Raw genomic sequence first — 20251 nt, forward strand, 5'->3', positions numbered from 1 at the left:
TTAATAAAATTCAATCAAAAATTTATTAATATGATGATAAATAATTTTAGCATCATATTATCATAAAGATCAATCTTAACCCAAAAATACCAAAATTTGACTGCAAAATGAAAAAACATAAACTAAATTTTATAAAAATAATAAGATGTGACAAAATACCAGAAAAATAAGTTTATCCAAAAAACAAAAGAAAATTTTTATATTATGTATTGGAAAATATTTAAAACTTAAAAATAATAAAAAATATCAAACATAGCTAAACTAAAATAGATCCTAATAAAAGTAATAATTCAACTTTTTTAATTATCTTCCTGCAAAATAAACAAAGTCATAAATTATTTAACAACCAATTGTTTGAAATATCTTAAGCAAAAAATAAGAAACAAACATCCATTTTATAGCTAAAAAATATATGCCTTTGAACATCTTCTTAACATCTTCTTAACTTCTTCTTAACTTCTTCTTAACTTCTTCTTAACTTCTTCTTAACTTCTTCTTAACTTCTTCTTAACTTCTTCTTAACTTCTTCTTAACTTCTTCTTAACTTCTTCTTAACTTCTTCTTAACTTCTTCTTAACTTCTTCTTAACTTCTTCTTAACTTCTTCTTAACTTCTTCTTAACTTCTTCTTAACTTCTTCTTAACTTCTTCTTAACTTCTTTATTTTATTATAATCGCTTCATCAAAAAGCAAGCGATTATAATAAAACTAAAAATAGGAAAAAAAATAAGAAGCATCAATTATAAATATAAAAAAACTTTAATATAAAAAATATTAAATTACCACAATATTTAATAAGCGCGCAGGAATAAAAACTAATTTAACAACTTTTTTATCCTTCAACCAATTTGCCAGCTGCGGTTTAGCGGTCTCAAAAACAGCTTCTTTTGTCGCATCATGAGGTAGCGTTAATTTCGATCTAACCTTGCCATTAACTTGAATAACGAACATAATCTCTTCCTTATGTAAAATATGTTCGTCCCATTTAGGCCAAGGTGATATATGTACACTTTGTTTATGACCTAAATAGTCTTGCCATAATGTTTCTGCTAAATGAGGTGCAAAAGGTGCTATAAGGCGCGCTAAATGATTTAACGTTGTGATTGCCGTTTTTTGTGATACTTTATCGATAGATTTTTGTAATGCATTTGTTAATTCCATGATAGCACTAATAGCTGTATTACAATGCCAGCGTCCATCTAAGTCCTTAGTAACTCGTTTAATCGTTTGATGAAGCTGATAGTACAATTGTTGTTGTACACCTTCTTCTACTTTATCATTATCGTTATTATCCTCTGTATATAGCGCTAATTTATCGTGTTGATATAAATTTTCTAAACGATTAAGGAAACGATAACAACCACGTACACCTTCATTATTCCATTCAATATCTTTTTCCGGTGGAGCAGCAAAAAGAATGAATAAACGAGCTGTATCAGCTCCGTACTGCTCTATAATGCTCTGCGGACTAACCACATTGCCTTTTGATTTAGACATTTTAGCACCATCTTGAAGCACCATACCTTGGGGTAACAGACGGGAAAAAGGTTCTTTAACGGGTGATTGCTCCATATCATAAAGGACTTTTGTTAAAAACCGCGCATATAGAAGATGTAGAATAGCATGTTCCACACCACCGATATAAATATCCACGGGTAAAAAAGCAGCAGCTTTTGCTGGATCAAAAGGCTTTTCTGTGTTATGTGGATCTATATAACGAAAGAAATACCAGGAAGAATCAATAAATGTATCCATCGTGTCAAGTTCACGGTATGCCTGTTCATGGCAATTAGGACAAGATGTTTGGGCAAACTTCGTCGATGTTAACATCGGATTCTGCTTAGAAGAAAAATCAATATCTGTCGGTAAAATGACTGGTAATTTTGCCGGCAATATACCACATTTAGCACAATATACAATTGGAATAGGGGTACCCCAATAACGTTGCCTTGATATAAGCCAATCACGTAAGCGATAACAAACTTTTTGCTTAGCTAAATTGCGTTTCTGCAAACATTCCAGAAAAAATGCTGATGCCTCCTGATTAGATAACCCAGCTTGCTCATAACCATCAGCAATCTTACCTATGCCTAAATATGGCTGATCTTTCTTAACTGGTTCATCACCTTGGATAACGTAACGGATAGGAAGTTGATGTTTTTTGGCAAATGAAAAATCAGTTTCATCATGACCAGGAACACCCATAACAGAACCTGTACCATACGATGAAAGTACATAATTAGCAATCCAAAGCGGTACTTGTTCACCATTAAGAGGATTAACCACCATCTTACCCGTATAATGACCGAGCATCTTATCATCATCATTGGCATAATGCTTTTGCTTTAAAAAAAGGATAGCTTTTTGATCTGCATCATCCATCTTTTGCATTAACTGATCAACTAAAGGATGATCAGGCGCAATCGCAACATAAGTTACGCCAGGCAAAGTATCTAAACGCGTTGTAAAAATAGTTAAAGAATCATCATCAAAAGCAAAAGAAACTTCAGTACCTTCACTACGTCCGATCCAATTACGCTGCATCGTCTTAATATGTAAAGGCCAATCAAGTTCATCTAGATCATCTAACAATCGCTGTGCATATGACGTAATACGTAAAAACCACTGTTCTAACTCTTTCGTAACCACCTTAGTATCACATAACCAACATATACCTTGATGTACCTGTTCGTTTGCCAAAACCGTCTGACAATTAGGGCACCAATTAACAGGTGCCTTTTTACGGTATGCTAAACCTTTTTCATAGCAAAGTTGGAAAATATATTGTGTAAATCCATAATAATCAGGCTTCGAAGTATTAACATAACGTTTCCAATCATAAGACAAGCCCATACTATAGAGCTCTTTCTTGAAACGCTCAATATTGTTAGATGTCCAAATATCAGGATCAATACCCCTTTTCATCGCTGCATTTTCAGCTGGCAACCCAAAAGCATCTGCACCCATAGGATGTAGAATTTTTTTACCCTGCATGCGATAAAATCGGACAAGCGCATCTGAAATAGTATAAACGCGCAAATGACCCATATGAAGACCTTCACCCGACGGATATGGAAATTGCGGCAAAATATAACGTACATCATGATCAGTACAATCATCGCCTAAAACATCAAGCTCATTTTTAGCCCAATACATCTGCCATTTTTTTTCTGCAGATAATAAACGATTCGATTCACTTTTATCCTGCAAAAATATCCGTCCCTTCAAGTAACCTGTATTGGCACAAGTTTCGCATCTCCCCAAAGACGTTCTAAATTATAAAAAGTACGTTCATCACGATGAAAAACATGCACCACAATATCACCAATATCTACTAATACCCAACGAGCAGAACGATAACCTTCAACGCTATAAATTGACAATCCATGTTTATGTAACTTTTCTTTAATACCGTTAACAATAGCTTGTACCTGCGTACTAGACTGACCATGACAAATAAGAAAATAATCGGCAAATGATGCCACTTGCTGAACATCCAAAACGGTTAATCCTTGCGCCTTCTTATCATTAGCGGCATCAGCTACATACTGAACAATCTGCATTGTATTCACGCGGTTTGCACCACCCCATTTAGAAATATATCAACAAAAGACAGAGACAAAGATAAAAACAAAAAAGAAAAAGAAGAAAAACAGAAAGAAAAACAGAAAGAAAAACAAAAAGAAAAACAGAAAAAATTTAATTTAAACTTAAATTAAGCTTAATTAAACACGTTAAATTAAATTGGAAATAAACAAACAATTAATATAAAAATAATCATTTAATAAGACCGGTCATATATATGAACAAAATATTCATTGTAAGCCAAAATAGTTAAAGGATGGATCATTTTCTTTTTATTAGCCAAATAGATAATACTTTGCCTCAAGGCTTCTCCTAATGCTTGCGTCATATTGTCTGGCAAATAAGCACGTATGTCATCAACACCTTCATAACTACGAGCAGATTCTGTAAGATCAGCTAGATAAATCACCTTTTCTAATAAACCCATCCGCGGTCTACCAACGGTATGATAATAAATAGCATCTAATATGCCTTGATCATCAATCTTTAAATCATGTTTAGCCCATAAAGCTGCTACAGGGCCATGCCAAATATCTACAGGATATATAAGCCAATTAGGTAAAAATTTCTCTAGGTAAATAAAAAGCTTATCATAAGACCACTCTTTACACGCATCATGTAACAAAGCAGCAGCAATCACACGATCTTCGTCAATAGAATGTAATTTTGCTAATCTTAAAGCGTGTTCACAAACACGCTTTGTATGTTGCCAACGTTCATCAGACATCATCTGAGGCAATCGATCAAATAAAGCTTTTTTTATCATAACCATATAAACCCTTCTGCTGAGCATACAGAATTACTTTTTCTGGTACTACGTAACGTACAGAATAACCGGCTGCGAGATGTGCGCGAATCACTGATGAAGATAACCATAAGCCCATTTTTGGTTGTAAAAAATAACAATTTGGATGACCCTTAAGATATTTGTTACGGAAAACAAATCCTGGTCTTTCCACAATTACTAATCTAGCATAATCTAAGATTTTCTCCCAATGATACCACTCATGTAAACTATTAGCAGCATCAACACCCAACAACAAAGAAAAAGTTGCTTTTGGATACTGATTAACCAACTGCGCCAAAGTATCTACTGTATAAGATGGTCCTGCACGATCAAGTTCGATATCACATAAACGTACCCTTTGATTACCGCAAAGCGCCAATCTAGTCATTTCAACTCTATGGATAGACTGTGTTATCTTTTTTTTTATGAGGTGGATTAGCGGAAGGGATAAACCATACTTCCGTCAGCTTTAGCATGTCAAGAACATACTCGGCTAACCAAAGATGCCCTTGATGAATGGGATCAAACGTCCCACCAAGAAGTCCTATTTCCATGCTTCCTCCTAAGTTAAATGTATAAAAATGAAATTTTATCATAATTTTTGACATCAATCAAAAAACAAATATAGTTCAATTATCAAGAACTTCCCTAGCCCATCTAGCTAATACAGGATAAGGTAATGTTCGCCTAAACCAGATATTCAACGTCTCAGCTAACTGATAGATAAACATACCAAAACCTGTATGTACAGTAATACCTTTTTTCTTCGCACCCTTAATCCAAGGCGTCAATCGGTATACAAGATCACTAACCAAATGTTGCTTTCTCAGCCAAGCAACAGGAAAAGGCTCATGCTTGTTATCCCAACCGATAGGTGTAGCATTAACAACTAAGTTTACCTCAGGCAAAATCTGCTTTATCCTGATCCAAGGAACAGCTTTGCCAAAACAACTATTAGCTAATGTTTCCGCTTTAGCTAACGTACGATTAGCTATATATAATGGCTTAATACCTAGCCTATGTAAAGCCAAAACCACTGCTGAAGCGGCACCTGATGCACCGAGAATTAAAGCTGCGTTATTTTTCAAAGAACTCACATCATGCTCCGTGGTCAGTGATCTCTGATAAGCTAAGCTATCTGTGTTATAGCCAACCATTTTACCAAAGGAATTTTTCCAAACAACATTAACAGCCTTGCTTGCAATAGCTGTGCGATCTAAGTCGTCTAGTAAAGGCATAATAGTTTGTTTATGAGGCGCTGTAACATTACATCCATAGAAAAAACGATTTCCCTTACTAGACATAACCCAATGGGCCAAATCGTCTGGTTTTAACCGCACAGCTTCATAAATATGATCCTCATACCCTATTTCGCAAAAAAACCTGTTAAACAATGAAGGCGACAAAGAATGATTTACAGGATCACCAATAAGACCTAGCCATCTTCTTGGCATACATTCACCTTACCTAACACCGTTATACGCTCACTAACAGAAATACCCTCAGGAAACCAAACTTTAATCTCACCATGAGTATATCCGCCTACTGTAATAAACCCTAAACCTGCGATGACGATATCTTTTCGATAGCGATCTGTCAACGAAATCATCCGTGAATGCCACGTTAATTTACTGGCTAAAGCACCCGTAGGAGGAGATAGCATCTTACCTCGATGCTGTAACCATAATAAACGAGCATTTTTTTGCTTTGTCCGATGTACAAGCAACCTATTAGCTACATATACAATACACGGCTGTCTCTCGCCTGCTTCAATATCTAAACGTAATAGTCCGCCAATAAATAATGTTTGACCAGCAGCTAAATGATGTATCCTAGGACGTAAAGGCTCTGAAGGTACAACTTTAACCGCATCTTTAGCCGGTAACCAATCACTTAAACGATCTTTCTTAACAACCCCAGGTGTATCATAAATCACTTTATCATGATAATTTATACTAACATTATCCAAAGTAGTCCCCGGATAAGCCGAAACCGTACTATAACGATTTTCGGGTAATAAACGGTTAATCCATGTTGATTTACCTACATTCGTAGCACCTAATACACATATATGCTTCGTTTTAGCCCTACACAACAACTCTTGTATAACATCCATCCCAAAACCTGTACGCGAACTACATAAATATACAGAACGTGGTTTAAAACCTTGCGCTCTAGCATCCTGACGCAATTTTGTAACTAGCCTTTTTGGAAAAAAACGCGTAGGTAACAAATCAACCTTATTACCAATAACCCAAAAATCTTGATCGCGCACAAGAGGTGCCAGATCACGCAACCAACTACCTGAAATATCTAATAAATCAATTAAATGTAACACCAAACACGGACGACGCAAAATAACTTTTAGCTTTTGCAAACACTCCTCTTCTGTTTGTGTTACATTCTGATATTTATTATAATGGCGAATTTGAAAACAACGTTGACATACAACATCTTCTTTGGCCAAAGTACTAGCTACAACATACCCGGGAGCCTTTTCTATATCTGTTTGCATTGTAATACCGCAACCACGACAACGAGATATGGTTAATTTCATAAATAATCACGTCTTTGCCCATAAAAACGAAATAGCAAGTAAAACAACAACCTTTCTAAATTACGATTAATATAAGGCCACAAACCCTTACGGAGAGCAATAGGTTTCACTAAAATCGTATGTAAACCCATCAAATTACCACCCAGGATATCAGTCAATAACTGATCACCAATAATAGCAGCTTCATTAGCATTAATATTAAGTATTTTTAATGATTTAATAAAAGAAACACGCAAAGGCTTATGAGCTTTATAAATATAAGGAATAGATAATGAACGAGCAAAATTATCGACGCGTAAACGATGATTATTTGAAATAATAATAATCTTAAAACCTTCATCTTGCACATGCTCTAACCATGTACACAAAGAAGGTGTTGGTTCTTTATGTGCAAAAGAAACCAACGTATCGTCCAAATCTAGTAACAACCCTTTAATACCCATATTTTTTAATTGCATAATATTAATTCTATAAATAGATGAAAACATCATATTAGGTAATACAAGTTTCAACAAAGAACATATCATCCCCTTATAAAACTAAAGATAATTAGCATAAAATTATCTTCCAAATCCGTTGTAGCCCTATATTAATTAACAATAATGAAAAAAACAAACCCGTCTAAACATATTTTAGCCTGCAAAGACCAATGGATGCAATATTAATGTTTTCATCTATAGCGATATGGCTATATTTTTATTATTAAGATAAATATAAAATGCGTAATAAATCACAAAATATTCTTCAAATACCAAAGTTTACATTATAAAAATAATTATATAAATTAACAATCAAGCAAATCAAGTCAATATCAAAATGAATATAAAATATATTTTCATTTAAAAAAATATTGCTAAATTTAAGAACAAAAATAAATAAATGCGCCAAACGTGATCTTAAGAATTCCGCTAAATAATGCTCATAAAAATTAAATATCGAACTAGTAATTATTAGGATTTAAATCATTTATATTAATTAATATTAATAGTCTTTAGCCAAAATTTGAAATAAAACTTTTATACTATCAATAATAATGAAAATTATTTTATATCATCTTAGGACTTGTCCAGAAATATTAATATAGCCGATTAGTAATGGTGTAATTTAAACACAAAAATAGCCATTAAAATAGCTTGTTGTAAATTAAATTAGATTATTAAACACTCTTTAACATGGGTTATTGGACAAGCTAACTATAATACACACGAAATACTCGTATCCTAATCTGATAATTTTCTTTTTAAGCACATTAATATATGGTTGTGCTGCTAAACATTATAGCTTATGGTAATCTATGTTAATGCATTTAATAAACAATTTATTAGCATTTTCAATATATTGCTTGTGGTCATAATTTTGATTTTTTAAAAATGAACCTAAAAAATTTTTCTAATTTTAAATATTTATATTATAAATTCAATTTAAGAAAACTTTGAACAAATTATATTTATAAAACTAAAATATAGACATTCATTATTCTATTGTTGTATTTTATTTTTAAAGCAAGAGAACCCCGGAATGTCTATTTTTGTTTGAAAAATCTTAAAATATAAGATTAAAAAATTTCAGGATAAAATTTCAAAATTTTTAATAAAAATTTATATTTTTTTTACAATTTTTTCTTTGAAATCGTCTGATAAACTTAACAATACATATTTCATAATTATTAATGCGTATTTAAATTACTCATTATCAAATGTTTATATTTTATATATTCAATTTTTATATATTCTAATGTTATATATATGACATTTTTATCATCCCTATTATATTAATAGCAAAAATGATCTTAATTTGACTATGTACTTACCAAGTAATATAGCTGATTATTAATGATGTAATTTAAATCAAAGGACTTGTGCCTAAACTTTAATGCAATGTGTATTTGAGACTAATAAAGTGTTTTCAAAGATGTTATTATCATTACTTTCATGATTATATTTTATCATAAGTGTTAAAATATCAATAAACATGTTTTAATAAGGAAACTAAGTTTTACTTATTCCTCTTATATGTTTAATTTAATTATTTAAATTTAAATAATAGCTAAAATTATATTGATTTGATACAATTGATTGTTCGTGTAAATTGTCTGAATTTTTTAATTTATATTTTTGGATTTTATATAAATTTTTTGAATTTATCTAAAGATAAATGATGATTGAATATTGCTGAGATTAGATCAAATTGCTTTGAGAAATTTTTCAGTTTATTACGATATCTATTAGCAATAAGCTTGAATCTTTTTAGCCATCCTATAACTCTTTCAACTAAGGATCTTTCTTGGGATAAAATATGGTTATAGTCTTTTTCTTCTTGGCTTAAAACCTTGTATTTACTGTTTTGATAAGGTATAATCGCATACAAATGATATTGGTTTAGGCCTTTAAAACCTGAATCACCTAGCAACGTTGCGTTTTCTGATAATGGAATACGTGATTTTTTGTAAAGATTAAAATCATGTACGCTACCAGGAGCGTAATTTGTAAAATAAATCTTGGCAGTTTTAGAGCAAATTAAAATTAAGGATTTCTTACTTGTTTGTTTTTTACGTCCAGATAAATAGGGTTTGTAATTCACCTTAGGACGTTGAATGCATATTTCTGTACCATCTATAATGAATCTGCCATATGTTAAGCTAGGTAGATATTTTTTCATATTTTTAGGATTTTCTTTATTAAGTACTTTTGTTGCGACAGCTTGTACCTTTTTTATAGTTTTATTAACAGTACTGCTAGTAACATCGAAAGTTTTTGCAATACTTCTATAAGTACGACCAAAGAAAAAATTATGAAAAAACAATAACACTTGATTTTCCGGGTCAAGTATGTTTGTTCTACCCCCTTTTTCATGGTTTTTCAAGTCATATTTTCGCACACTTTATACTATAATTGAAAAGGTTATTTTATCGACGCCTACGGCGGACATAAATTCTTTTTCTGTTAATTTTGCTATTTTTGCATATTCCATATTTACATATCTCTTGTTAATATTAGACATAGTTATCTGCTCTTTTCTTTTAGTGTTAAATTCCATATTAATAGTAGTATATATACATAAAAAAAACAACACAATTTAATAATAGTGTTGTTTTTTTTATGTATATAAAGAAATAGCATTTTAATTTAAAGATATCAAAACACAAAAATTTATCTTTTTTCATATCTTAATGAAATTCCAAAAAAATAATAATATATATAATATTTTTTAGTTTATTCAGATTATTATAACAATATAGCTCATAAATAAGAATAGATATTGAAATTTTATATTTTTAAAAAAATTTAAAAATATCCATAAATGACAATTGTTCGTCTTAATCACATGTATTAAAGTTTAGGCACAAGTCCAAAAAATAAACATGCTGATAAATTAGATTAGGTTCTTAAATTGTATTTATACGGATTTTTGGAACAGTTCTATAAATCGCTTCAAATAAAATAAACATTATTAAAATAGCAAGCTATTAAAACAAAAAAAATCTTTACAAAGCTAAAAAAACTTGAATAAGCATAATGTTTTTCGGATAATTCTACATTATAAATATATAGAGCTTGTCCAATAACCCATGTTAAATAGTGTTTAAGAACCTAATTTAATGCACAAAAAGCTATGATAATAGCTATTTTTGTGTTTAAATTACAAAATTACTAATCAGCTATATTAATATTTCTGGACAAGTTCATAAAATAATATTAAATATGAACTTCTATGAATTTTGCGATTTGTCTTTTACTTGTTAATTACCATGATCTGTTTTAGATATAGGCCTGTACGAATTTTTAAAACAAATCAATTAAGCATATTTTTTTATTTATAATGTATTAATATTTATAAAATAAATTTAACTAATTAAGTTAAAAACCATAATAAAAACATCATTATTTACCCAAATAAAAAAGATAAAAAATTAATAAAATTAAAAATAACATTAAAATCAACAATGTTGTTTATCATAAGGCACAACAAATATAATTTTATTTTTTATTAAAATTGGATGCATTGCTCCATTTTCTTATAACTAAAATTTATTGATATCATAATTGTATGAAAAAATAATTTAAAATATCCATAAACAGTACTAATATAATTTTTAATAAATAAATTGTTATTTATAATAAATAAATTACAATTTAAATAAATGTTGATTAATCATTTAAAAATACCATGGTAATATTGATAATAATAAACTTATGAACAAATCATTTTGTAATCAACTTTTAAGTTAATTGAGAAATATAGTCATATATAAAAAACATAAATCTTTATTAGTGATCACACTAAAAACCCTTTAATGATCATCATAAATAACTAATGATACTTATACAAATATCAACCCAATAGGTATCTAATACAGCTAATCAATGATCTAAAATTATCTATCATAACTTTCTACCAAGTTTATCAATATCAGAGATATATAATCATTAATCGATAAAATCTTAATAAATATAATAATTTAAAATATTTGTTCTTAATTACTAAGAACAAATAAAAAAACATCGCTTATTTATTTTACATAATTAAACTAATAGCTCAAATCATAAATATGAATATTATAAAAATATAATTTAATCCTTTATTTTATTAAAACAACAAAATATTTAGTAATTTTTATTTTTTTATTAAAACGCAATGAAAATATAACACCAATTATGAAAATGACAATTTTAATTTATATTGCATTTTAATCTAAACAATATTTAGCAAACAAAAATAAGTGCCATTTTCTAAAATACCCTATCAACATCTACGTTCATATGCAGGGAGATATATAAATGCTCAGCTTAATAGCCGTTATAGGCACATTAATTAAAAAATGCTTATTAATCGCATACGTAAAACATAATGCCTTTCCGCAACCTCTATCTGAAGAAGAAGAAAATACATATCTGACACGTTTTTTTGAAAATCAAGACCAAGAAGCTCGTAGTTTATTAGTTGAACATAACTTGCGTTTAGTAGCACATATCGTCAAAAAGTTTGAAAATACAAGCGAAGATACTGAAGACCTTATATCTATTGGTACCATAGGACTTATAAAAGCCATTGAATCATACCAAAGAAATAAAGGCACAAAATTAGCAACATACGCAGCCCGATGTATAGAAAATGAAATACTAATGCATCTACGTTCATTAAAAAAAGTTTGTAAAGATGTTTCCCTACACTATCCCATTGGCGTAGATAAAGAAGGAAACGAAATTATATTAATAGACGTATTAGGAACCGAAAAAGATGATGTTTTAGATTTCGTACAAACAAAAATTGAAAAGATGAAAATATACCATTATTTTGATATTTTATCTGCAAGAGAACAAGAAGTCATAAAAAGACGTTTCGGTTTAGATGGCCAAAAAGAACAAACACAACGTGAAATAGCTAAAATACTAGGTATTTCACGTTCATATGTTTCTCGTATAGAAAAAAGAGCATTAATAAAATTGTTTCAAGAATTTTATCGCGCAAGAAATAATTAAAACAAAATCCATTGTGATAAATTATCATAATGGATTTTAAATAATCAAGCTTTATACTTAATTTTTTATAATAATATTAACAATACGCAAAATTATATATTATAGCCAAAATATTAAGATACATTCATTTTAAACTTGATTTAAAATTAAAACAAAACCCCTCATAAATTATAAATTATTTTATTTCCGCCTATCCTTAAACGACAAGTTCTTTAAACATCATATCTAATATATAAAAAATAATTATTTTATTTAATTAAATTTATATTATTAATTCTTAATATTCTTAATAATTAATATTCTCAAGCACTAATATGCTTAAGCATTAATATTCTTAAGAATCGAATGTAGTTGTACTATCGATGAACAGATTAATAGAAGCTTTGATTTAATAATCCCAATATTATAAATTTAAATTCCTGACATCTTCTTTATAAATCTTTTTTATAGAATAAACTTAAAAATTATTTTTATCCTATAAAATAAATTTATAATAATAAAGACAAAAAATATAAATTAATGATTTTATTACATCATTATAAATTAGAACTTTTAATAAAAAAATTATATATAAAATTATTTTTTTTAATATAATAACCTTAATTAACATATTGTAATGAATTCTGAGCCAATGTATCTGGTTTATATGAATCCGCGCTATCCCCCCCGCTTCTAACAGGCGGGGGGCCGTATTAGGACTACCTATAGGACTTGGGTAATCATATTCCCTACATTGGCCTCTGATAACTAAAAAATGAATTATCTATCGGTGAATTATATTTAGCAAACCAACCAGCTCCAGGTGCGGGCGGTAGAGATGATGAATAATATGGATAACTCGATTTGGATGATGATCTATATGACGCAAGCCGACTATCTATTGGAGAAAACGATGAAGAAGGTGTAGATACTCCAGCTCGCGGTGGCGAGGTCATTGAATACCATCCTTGACCATCAAATTTTGCCTGCGAAGATGTTGATGAATTATTAGAAGAGGAAGATGAACATGTTGTATCATCGCGCCTACAACTTAGTTTATTTCTATGATCCCCACGAATACTATCAGGTGTTTTCTTAGAACGAAACCAATTGTTTATACCACTAAATAGTTCCAAAAACATGGGCCATTTCTGTAATTTAGGCATATTATCTTGATATCCCACATCTACATATTCGTTCTTTTTATAGTATTCTTTTTGTGCATATTCTTTATTTTTTTATATGAAATAATTGGTTTTTTCAATATCTACTTGCAAATTTTCATCTAGCAACGTCTTTAAAAAATTATCTTGCAAATATATTTGTTCATTGTAAATAAATTTTATTTGGTAATTCCAATATCTAAACAATTCTTGAAATATTTCTGAACATGAACTTTCTCGTTTCTTAAGAAAAGCATCTGAATCTTTTTGTGTATACCTGTTGTTTATTTCAATATAATTTTTAAATTCATAAAAATCACTATGGTTTAAAGGTTTAGATAAATACTTGTTACAATTCAACATCCAGTTATAAAAAATATTCAATTGATTTAAAATATCGTTATTCAAAGCATGATCTTTTTGTAACTTAGGTAATTCAAAATTAAGATTAAAATAATAAGCAGTAAGATAAAATTGCGTCTTAAAATCTTTCTTGTTTACCAAATACGAAAGTGTATTAGCCATTTCCTCGTAAATATGGTTATACCCATATTTTTCTAATCGATTTTTGATATTTTGTTTTACTTGTTCAAGGTTAAAACCAAAAACTTGAATCAACCCTTCTCTAGTTAAATCGAAATAATTAGTAAGTTCTTTTATATCCTTGTTATAGAAAGCATCGTATAATTTTATAAATTTATCATTATATTGGCTATTATTATCGCGGCTGCTTTTATTAAAAATATGTGATAAAGCCTGATAATAATCTGATATTATTTTTTTATTAATTTCATTATCTAAAAATTGTAATAATAGTATATAAAATTGCGTTTCAGAACTGCGAGGTTCACTGACTTGATACTGCTCACCTTGATCATTAAGTTGTTTTTTATGCATATAGTTATTATTTTCGGCATAGGAAGGGTTTAAAAATAAAGTAGAAAATATAAAAATATTTGTTGTGATATAAAATTTAAAATATTTACTATATTTAATTTCCGTAATATTAAATAAACCCTCCGGGTTTAGTTCGTTTTTTATTTTTAAATATAATTTAATGATTAAGCAAAAATCCGCTCTTCTTATTTATATCCTAAAATAATCTTTGTTTATCTATCTATTTTTATGAAATTATAGTATTGTTAATTACATACTTCTATAAAATATTATTTTTTAAATCCAAAAAAGACTAAAACATTTTAATAGGTTAAAGTGCTTTTGTAGTTTGTTTTTAAAAAAATACAAAAGACTTGCGCCTAATCACAGTATAAGAGATTAATATAAACAATTTTTATTTTAAAAAACAACTATGTCTAATATTAAAAATAAATATATAAATACAGAATATAAAAAAATAATCATTAGATAGAAACAACTTATAAACATATATGATATTTTTAGATTAAAATTACAATAAATTTATTTTTTTATATCCAAACACTATTTATGGAATCTAAACACCAAAGTATCCATTATCATAGCTTTTAATGCCTTCTATGAACTAGTTAATGATTGATTTTTTTTGCTGATATCAATGCTCTAAATAGTCCCCATATATTATCGATGGTGTTGATGATAGCAATAATGTTGATAAAAGATGTTTTCAACTTGATTTATTTCCATATTTTTTAAGCATCGGAAGCGATGTTTTTAATAAATAATTAATTTGTGATGCCGATGACTTTACAAGATCACTATGAACCTGTTCTTCTGATAAATTTATTAAATACTTCCTCATATTTATGATAGGTATAAATTTGTGATGAAGACCTACAAGTAGCGCCAAATCTATTGATAAAAATAGCTTAATTATTAAAGATGAAGAAAATATTAAATACTTACTTAAGTTACGTTTAAATTACTGTAATTACCAAAAAATAAGGCCATAATTTAGGATTTTTAAAAATTAACTTAAAAAGTTTCTTATAATCTAAATTAGTTATTTTATAATTAATTACTAGTAAAATAAGAATTTATATATTTATATAATTATAATAAATCTATATTTACAACCAGTCACAAAATAAACCTCAAATTATTAGGTTTTTTACCGCAGGATAACTCAAAAAATATGTATAGGTTTAGAATAATTTGTTGAATAAGAACTTCCCAATCTTGATGATGATACTCCGTGTGACTAGCTATAGAAGAAGTAGATATGCAGACAAAACCATCCATCTCCAGATATGGACGAACCCTGGTTATCTGAATTTCCAGCACAGCTAATCAAAATACAAATAGTTAATGAACTTAAAAATAAATAAAAACTTAATTCCTTGAAAAAAAATATATTATCCAAAATATTCAATTAATAACATTGCGCAAATCATATTTCATAATTTTTTTAATTACATTATCATTCATATATATTTATAAAAAAATATAACCATTTTTATAAATGTATTTTTTTAAATCACTTTCTATATGATACTTTTTTATAACACAGTATCCAATTTATTGATTTATAATAATATAAATAATAATCAATTCGTTTTATTTTTTAATAATTTATATAATTTTTAGAAAATAAAAAAAGAAAGGGGATACCCTTCCTTTTTTTATTAAACTTCCATAATGATAGGTAAAATCATCGGCCGGCGCCTTGTACGTTCAAAAAGAAACTTGCCTAAAGAATCACGTATACACGTCTTAAAAAAAGTCCACTCACTTATTTGTTCACGTTCAGAAATACATTTTTGAATAGCTTGTCCAACAATGTTCTTAGCTTCTTCTAGTAATTGCTCAGATTCACGCACATATACAAAACCTCGAGAAATGATGTCAGGTCCGGAAAGAACGGAACGGTTTAATTTGCTTAAAGTCACGACAACAACAAGAATACCATCTTGAGATAAGAGTTTTCGATCACGTAAAACAATATTCCCTACATCACCCACACCCAAGCCATCAATCAATACTTTACCTGTGAAAACCTTAGATCCTAAACGCGCCTTTTGCTGGAAAAATTCAACAATATCCCCGTTGTCACACAGGAAAATATTCTCAGCGTTTATACCCAAAGACTCCGCTAAACGCGAATGAGCGCTTAGCATACGATATTCACCATGCACAGGAATAAAATATTTGGGTTTTAAGAGGGAAATCATCAGTTTTAAATCTTCTTGCGAACCATGACCTGAAATATGAACATGCGAATTAGCGCTATAAAAAACCTTTGCACCGATCCTCAATAACTGATCGACTGTACGTCCAATCAATTTTTCATTACCAGGTATCGGGGTTGCAGCAATAACAATCGTATCCCCTGGTAAAATCTCCACCTTACGATGAGAAGAATTAGCCATTCTCGTTAAAGCAGACATCGTTTCACCTTGACTGCCTGTAGATATAATAGCTACCTTATCTACAGGCAAAAGCCCGATATCATCTAAGTCTACTAAAAGTCCATTAGGAATATGTAAATAACCTAGCTCAGAGGCAATATGAACGATATTAACCATACTTCGACCAACAACAGCTAATCTTCGACCATATTTTTGACAAGCATTTACAACACCCTGAATACGATGAATATTAGAAGCAAAGGTAGCTACAATAATCCGCTTATCAGATCGCTGAAAAACTAACTCCAAACCCTCAGCTACTGTTTTTTCAGAACCGGTAAAGCCAGGCCTTTCAGCATTTGTACTGTCAGACATTAAACAGAGTACGCCAGCTTTACCAATTTCCGCTATCCTACCCAAATCAATCGGTTTACCATCTACAGGAGTCATGTCAAAACGAAAATCTCCCGTATGAACAACAGAGCCCTCTGGCGTTGATAAACAAACACCTACAGAATCAGGTACACTATGACTAGTTGCAAAAAAAGAAGCTTTCATCGAGGAACCAAGTTTAATCTGTGAATCAGAACGAATAACAATCCTTTTCACTTGATATAACATATGCGCCTCACGCAACTTATGTTCAATTAAACCCATCGTCAATTTAGTCGCATAAATAGGCACCCTAATTCTACGTAAGATATAAGGCAAACCACCTATATGATCTTCATGACCATGAGTTAAAATAATACCCCTTAATTTGTCCTGATTTTCCACTAGATAAGATACATCAGGGATCACAATATCAATCCCTAACATACCCTCATCAGGAAACATGAGACCAGCATCAATCACAACAATATCTGATCCATACTGAACAACATACATATTCTTACCAATCTCATCTAGTCCACCAAGCGCAAAAACCTGTAATTTACCCCGTTGATTACTTAACAAACGTTTACCCCCTAAAAACCGCCGACCAACTTTCTTCCCGAAACGTATACACCACTTATCTCCTAAATTATAAGCGAATTAAAAAGCACTATGCAACTATCATCCAATAAAAGCTACTTTAAACATTTTCAACATTTTTATTTTGCTTTTATATTTTCTTTATTCTTTCTTTAGTCGTTCTTTGATCTTTTCTTTTTATTTTCTCTTATCTTTTCTTTTTATTTTCTTTTATTGTTTTAATCTAGGTTTGGTTGGTGTTTACTTTTCATAAATTGACATCTATAAAAAATTAATTAACTTTTCATTTAAATATTTTCTTTCGCATTCTGTCAAAGGTACTAATGGCAATCTTACATGCGAACCACAGATACCTCTACAAGATAAAGCGTATTTTATAGGCACTGGATTCGCTTGAATAAAGATATGTGTAAAAACAGGCCAACATTGATAATGATAGGTACGAGCTAGAACCAGGTCACCTTGTTCTACAGCTTCAATCATTTTTAAGATCAACAAGCCGCACAAATGGCTAGCAACACTGACGATTCCTTTAGCACCAAGCGCAAGCATAGGTAATGTTAATGGATCATCACCACTATATACGTTTACATCTTTAGGTAATTTTTGGATTAAAGAACTTATTTTAAGCAGGTTGTTCGATGATTCTTTAATAGCTTTAACATTTGGAATCTCAGCCACAGCTAAAAGTGTTTTTACATCCATGTCGACAGCTGTTCGTCCTGGAATATTATAGATCATAACCGGTAAACTTGTAGCTGCAGCCACGGTTTGGAAATGAAGTTTAAGGCCTTCTTGAGAAGGCTTATTATAATATGGAGCTACTAACATAACTCCATCTAAACCAGATGAAGTCGCTGCTTCAGTTATTTTGATCGATGTAGATGTACAATTACTACCCGTACCAGCCCATATAGGGATACGACCATCGACCGTTTCTTGAACAATCTGCCATAGTTGTTTACGTTCTTCTAAAGTAATTGTAGGAGATTCACCTGTCGTACCAGTTAAAACCAGGCCTTCACTTCCTTCATCTAGAAGATGTTCTACAAGTTTGATAACAGCTTTTTTATCAAGTAAACCTTCATCGGTAAAAGGTGTAACCATGGCTGTTAATAGTCGTTTCAAACCTCATTCCTCCATATAATCTATCTATTAGATAAATCAAAATGTTGATGCAAAGATAAAACAGCTTTTTTCAAAGATAAATCTGGTACTAAAACCCAAATTGTTATATGAGAATCAGATGATTGAAAAATCTGTACCCCTGCCATCGTTAACGCTGTAACAACACGCGCCATTACCCCAGGAATGCCTGCCATCCCTGCCCCTACAATGGAAACTTTGGCACAGTTAGGTCTCTGTGTGGGCTTGAAACCAGCTTTAATTAATAAATTCATAACTTTTTCTGCATAATTAGCCGCAACTGTATAAACAATTTTATTTGGTTTAACATTTATAAAATCGACAATAATATTATTTTCTGCCATAAGATCAAAGATCTTTTTAGCACAATTCATTCTTTGTAGTGACTCATGATTATCTTCATAATCATCGTTTAAAGATATCGAAATTTGTGTAATATTTCTCATATAAGTAATACTAGTAACGGTATCTTGGGGTAAAGGAGCCAAATTACAACTAACTTGTAAATTATCCGCTACCTGCGTGCCTAAATTTTTACTATTAGTTGACCGAATACGCAAAGGTATACGAGCATTCATCGCGATAGCCACAGCACGTGGATGAATAACCTTAGCACCCAGTTGCGCTAATTGGCATAATTCTACATAACTGATATGATCCAAAGGCCTTGCATCACTTACTAATCTAGGATCAGCCGTCATAACGCCTTCAACATCAGTGAAAATATCAACTCGATCAGCATGTAAAGCTGAGCCCAAAGCACAAGCAGTTGTATCACTACCACCTCTTCCTAAGGTGGTTATTTCGCCGTTGATCGAAATGCCTTGAAAACCCGTAACAATAACCAGACGATTTTGCAGCAATTCTTGTTCAATCCTCGTCGGGGTCACAGCTATAATATGAGCATGATTATGCCTAGATTCAGTCAAAATGCCAGCCTGTCCGCCAGTCAGAACGACACTTTTCAAACCTTTTTTGTTCAATAAAGCAGCCAAAACAGATGCTGATATAATTTCTCCACAACACATTAACAAATCTTTTTCTCTAGCGTTTAAGAAAGCACCTTTATACTCAACTAGTTGCAAAAGCGTGTCTGTTGCATAAGGATCACCTTTACGACCCAAAGCAGAAACGACAACTACAGGCATAAATCCCTCATTTTGTGCATCTTTAATATGATCAAATGCAGCTTCTCTTAAAGCTTCTGTTGTCAAAGAACTGCCACCAAATTTTAAGATCCTAATACGCATCATTTAAATTAATTACCCCCAAAAGCTGCTACGCATCCAATTGATT

At 30.3% G+C, this 20251-nt stretch carries 15 protein-coding genes and 1 pseudogene; 1 reads left to right on the forward strand and 15 read right to left on the reverse strand.

Features of this window, described 5'->3' with window-relative positions; translation table 11 throughout:
• Positions 1–773 precede the first annotated feature (773 nt).
• From leuS to VS182_RS07010, 9 genes and pseudogenes are all read right to left on the reverse strand, one after another.
• Positions 774–3209 (reverse strand): leucine--tRNA ligase, encoded by a 2436-nt coding sequence (leuS, locus tag VS182_RS06970; RefSeq protein WP_479484434.1) that lies wholly within the window; start codon positions 3207–3209, stop codon positions 774–776.
• Positions 3210–3223: 14 nt separating this feature from the next.
• Positions 3224–3562: a ribosome silencing factor gene (gene rsfS / locus VS182_RS06975; protein WP_479485168.1), complete on the reverse strand. Its 339-nt coding sequence runs from the start codon at positions 3560–3562 to the stop codon at positions 3224–3226.
• 218 nt (positions 3563–3780) lie between these two features.
• Positions 3781–4356 carry a bis(5'-nucleosyl)-tetraphosphatase (symmetrical) YqeK gene (yqeK, locus tag VS182_RS06980; RefSeq protein WP_479484435.1) on the reverse strand — a complete coding sequence of 192 codons (576 nt, stop codon included), beginning with the start codon at positions 4354–4356 and terminating at the stop codon, positions 3781–3783.
• A pseudogene (gene nadD, locus VS182_RS06985) lies at positions 4328–4859 on the reverse strand (nicotinate (nicotinamide) nucleotide adenylyltransferase); the annotation flags it as partial. The pseudogene nadD and the gene yqeK, both read right to left, overlap by 29 nt.
• A 141-nt stretch (positions 4860–5000) precedes the next feature.
• Positions 5001–5825, reverse strand: a complete 825-nt coding sequence (locus tag VS182_RS06990; protein ID WP_479492558.1) for a shikimate dehydrogenase family protein — start codon at positions 5823–5825, stop codon at positions 5001–5003.
• Positions 5807–6928, reverse strand: a complete 1122-nt coding sequence (gene yqeH / locus VS182_RS06995; RefSeq protein ID WP_479484437.1) for a ribosome biogenesis GTPase YqeH — start codon at positions 6926–6928, stop codon at positions 5807–5809. The genes VS182_RS06990 and yqeH overlap by 19 nt, the downstream gene beginning before the upstream one ends.
• On the reverse strand, positions 6925–7443 hold the full coding sequence (locus tag VS182_RS07000; protein WP_479488678.1) for a YqeG family HAD IIIA-type phosphatase: 519 nt from the start codon (positions 7441–7443) through the stop codon (positions 6925–6927). The genes yqeH and VS182_RS07000 overlap by 4 nt, the downstream gene beginning before the upstream one ends.
• Positions 7444–9049: 1606 nt before the next feature.
• Positions 9050–9805, reverse strand: a complete 756-nt coding sequence (locus tag VS182_RS07005) for a transposase family protein (RefSeq protein ID WP_479492542.1) — start codon at positions 9803–9805, stop codon at positions 9050–9052.
• A gap of 3 nt (positions 9806–9808) precedes the next feature.
• A complete protein-coding gene (locus VS182_RS07010; RefSeq protein WP_479492541.1) occupies positions 9809–9964 on the reverse strand; it encodes a hypothetical protein in 156 nt (51 codons plus the stop codon).
• Between the two features lie 1742 nt (positions 9965–11706).
• On the opposite strand from VS182_RS07010, the gene sigK reads away from it, so the two are divergent.
• Positions 11707–12408, forward strand: coding sequence for an RNA polymerase sporulation sigma factor SigK (sigK, locus tag VS182_RS07015; RefSeq protein WP_479488679.1), 702 nt, complete (start codon positions 11707–11709; stop codon positions 12406–12408).
• A gap of 728 nt (positions 12409–13136) precedes the next feature.
• On the opposite strand, the gene VS182_RS07020 is transcribed toward sigK, so the two are convergent.
• From VS182_RS07020 to dapG, 6 genes are all read right to left on the reverse strand, one after another.
• Positions 13137–13553: a hypothetical protein gene (locus VS182_RS07020; RefSeq protein WP_479492559.1), complete on the reverse strand. Its 417-nt coding sequence runs from the start codon at positions 13551–13553 to the stop codon at positions 13137–13139.
• Positions 13554–13625: 72 nt separating this feature from the next.
• Entirely contained in the window at positions 13626–14447 is an 822-nt protein-coding gene (locus VS182_RS07025; RefSeq protein ID WP_479492560.1) for a hypothetical protein, read from the reverse strand.
• A gap of 706 nt (positions 14448–15153) precedes the next feature.
• The gene (locus VS182_RS07030) at positions 15154–15288 is read right to left on the reverse strand and encodes a hypothetical protein (protein WP_479492561.1); all 135 of its coding nucleotides are present in this window, start codon (positions 15286–15288) and stop codon (positions 15154–15156) included.
• A gap of 823 nt (positions 15289–16111) precedes the next feature.
• Entirely contained in the window at positions 16112–17722 is a 1611-nt protein-coding gene (locus VS182_RS07035; RefSeq protein ID WP_479492796.1) for a ribonuclease J, read from the reverse strand.
• A gap of 348 nt (positions 17723–18070) precedes the next feature.
• On the reverse strand, positions 18071–18937 hold the full coding sequence (gene dapA, locus VS182_RS07040) for a 4-hydroxy-tetrahydrodipicolinate synthase (RefSeq protein WP_479488682.1): 867 nt from the start codon (positions 18935–18937) through the stop codon (positions 18071–18073).
• Positions 18938–18957: 20 nt separating this feature from the next.
• Positions 18958–20205 carry an aspartate kinase gene (dapG, locus tag VS182_RS07045; protein ID WP_479485169.1) on the reverse strand — a complete coding sequence of 416 codons (1248 nt, stop codon included), beginning with the start codon at positions 20203–20205 and terminating at the stop codon, positions 18958–18960.
• Between the last annotated feature and the right edge of the window lie 46 nt (positions 20206–20251).

This window comes from Pasteuria ramosa, from assembly GCF_056496785.1.

Bases quoted from the DNA above. Each gene is read 5' to 3' on its own strand.
- VS182_RS07010 (WP_479492541.1), bottom strand. From the start codon at position 9,964: ATGGAATTTAACACTAAAAGAAAAGAGCAGATAACTATGTCTAATATT.
- VS182_RS07030 (WP_479492561.1), bottom strand. From the start codon at position 15,288: ATGAGGAAGTATTTAATAAATTTATCAGAAGAACAGGTTCATAGTGAT.
- sigK (WP_479488679.1), top strand. From the start codon at position 11,707: ATGCTCAGCTTAATAGCCGTTATAGGCACATTAATTAAAAAATGCTTA.
- yqeK (WP_479484435.1), bottom strand. From the start codon at position 4,356: ATGGTTATGATAAAAAAAGCTTTATTTGATCGATTGCCTCAGATGATG.
- VS182_RS07020 (WP_479492559.1), bottom strand. From the start codon at position 13,553: ATGCCTAAATTACAGAAATGGCCCATGTTTTTGGAACTATTTAGTGGT.
- rsfS (WP_479485168.1), bottom strand. From the start codon at position 3,562: ATGCAGATTGTTCAGTATGTAGCTGATGCCGCTAATGATAAGAAGGCG.
- yqeH (WP_479484437.1), bottom strand. From the start codon at position 6,928: ATGAAATTAACCATATCTCGTTGTCGTGGTTGCGGTATTACAATGCAA.
- VS182_RS06990 (WP_479492558.1), bottom strand. From the start codon at position 5,825: ATGCCAAGAAGATGGCTAGGTCTTATTGGTGATCCTGTAAATCATTCT.
- dapG (WP_479485169.1), bottom strand. From the start codon at position 20,205: ATGCGTATTAGGATCTTAAAATTTGGTGGCAGTTCTTTGACAACAGAA.
- VS182_RS07035 (WP_479492796.1), bottom strand. From the start codon at position 17,722: ATGTATGTTGTTCAGTATGGATCAGATATTGTTGTGATTGATGCTGGT.
- VS182_RS07025 (WP_479492560.1), bottom strand. From the start codon at position 14,447: ATGCATAAAAAACAACTTAATGATCAAGGTGAGCAGTATCAAGTCAGT.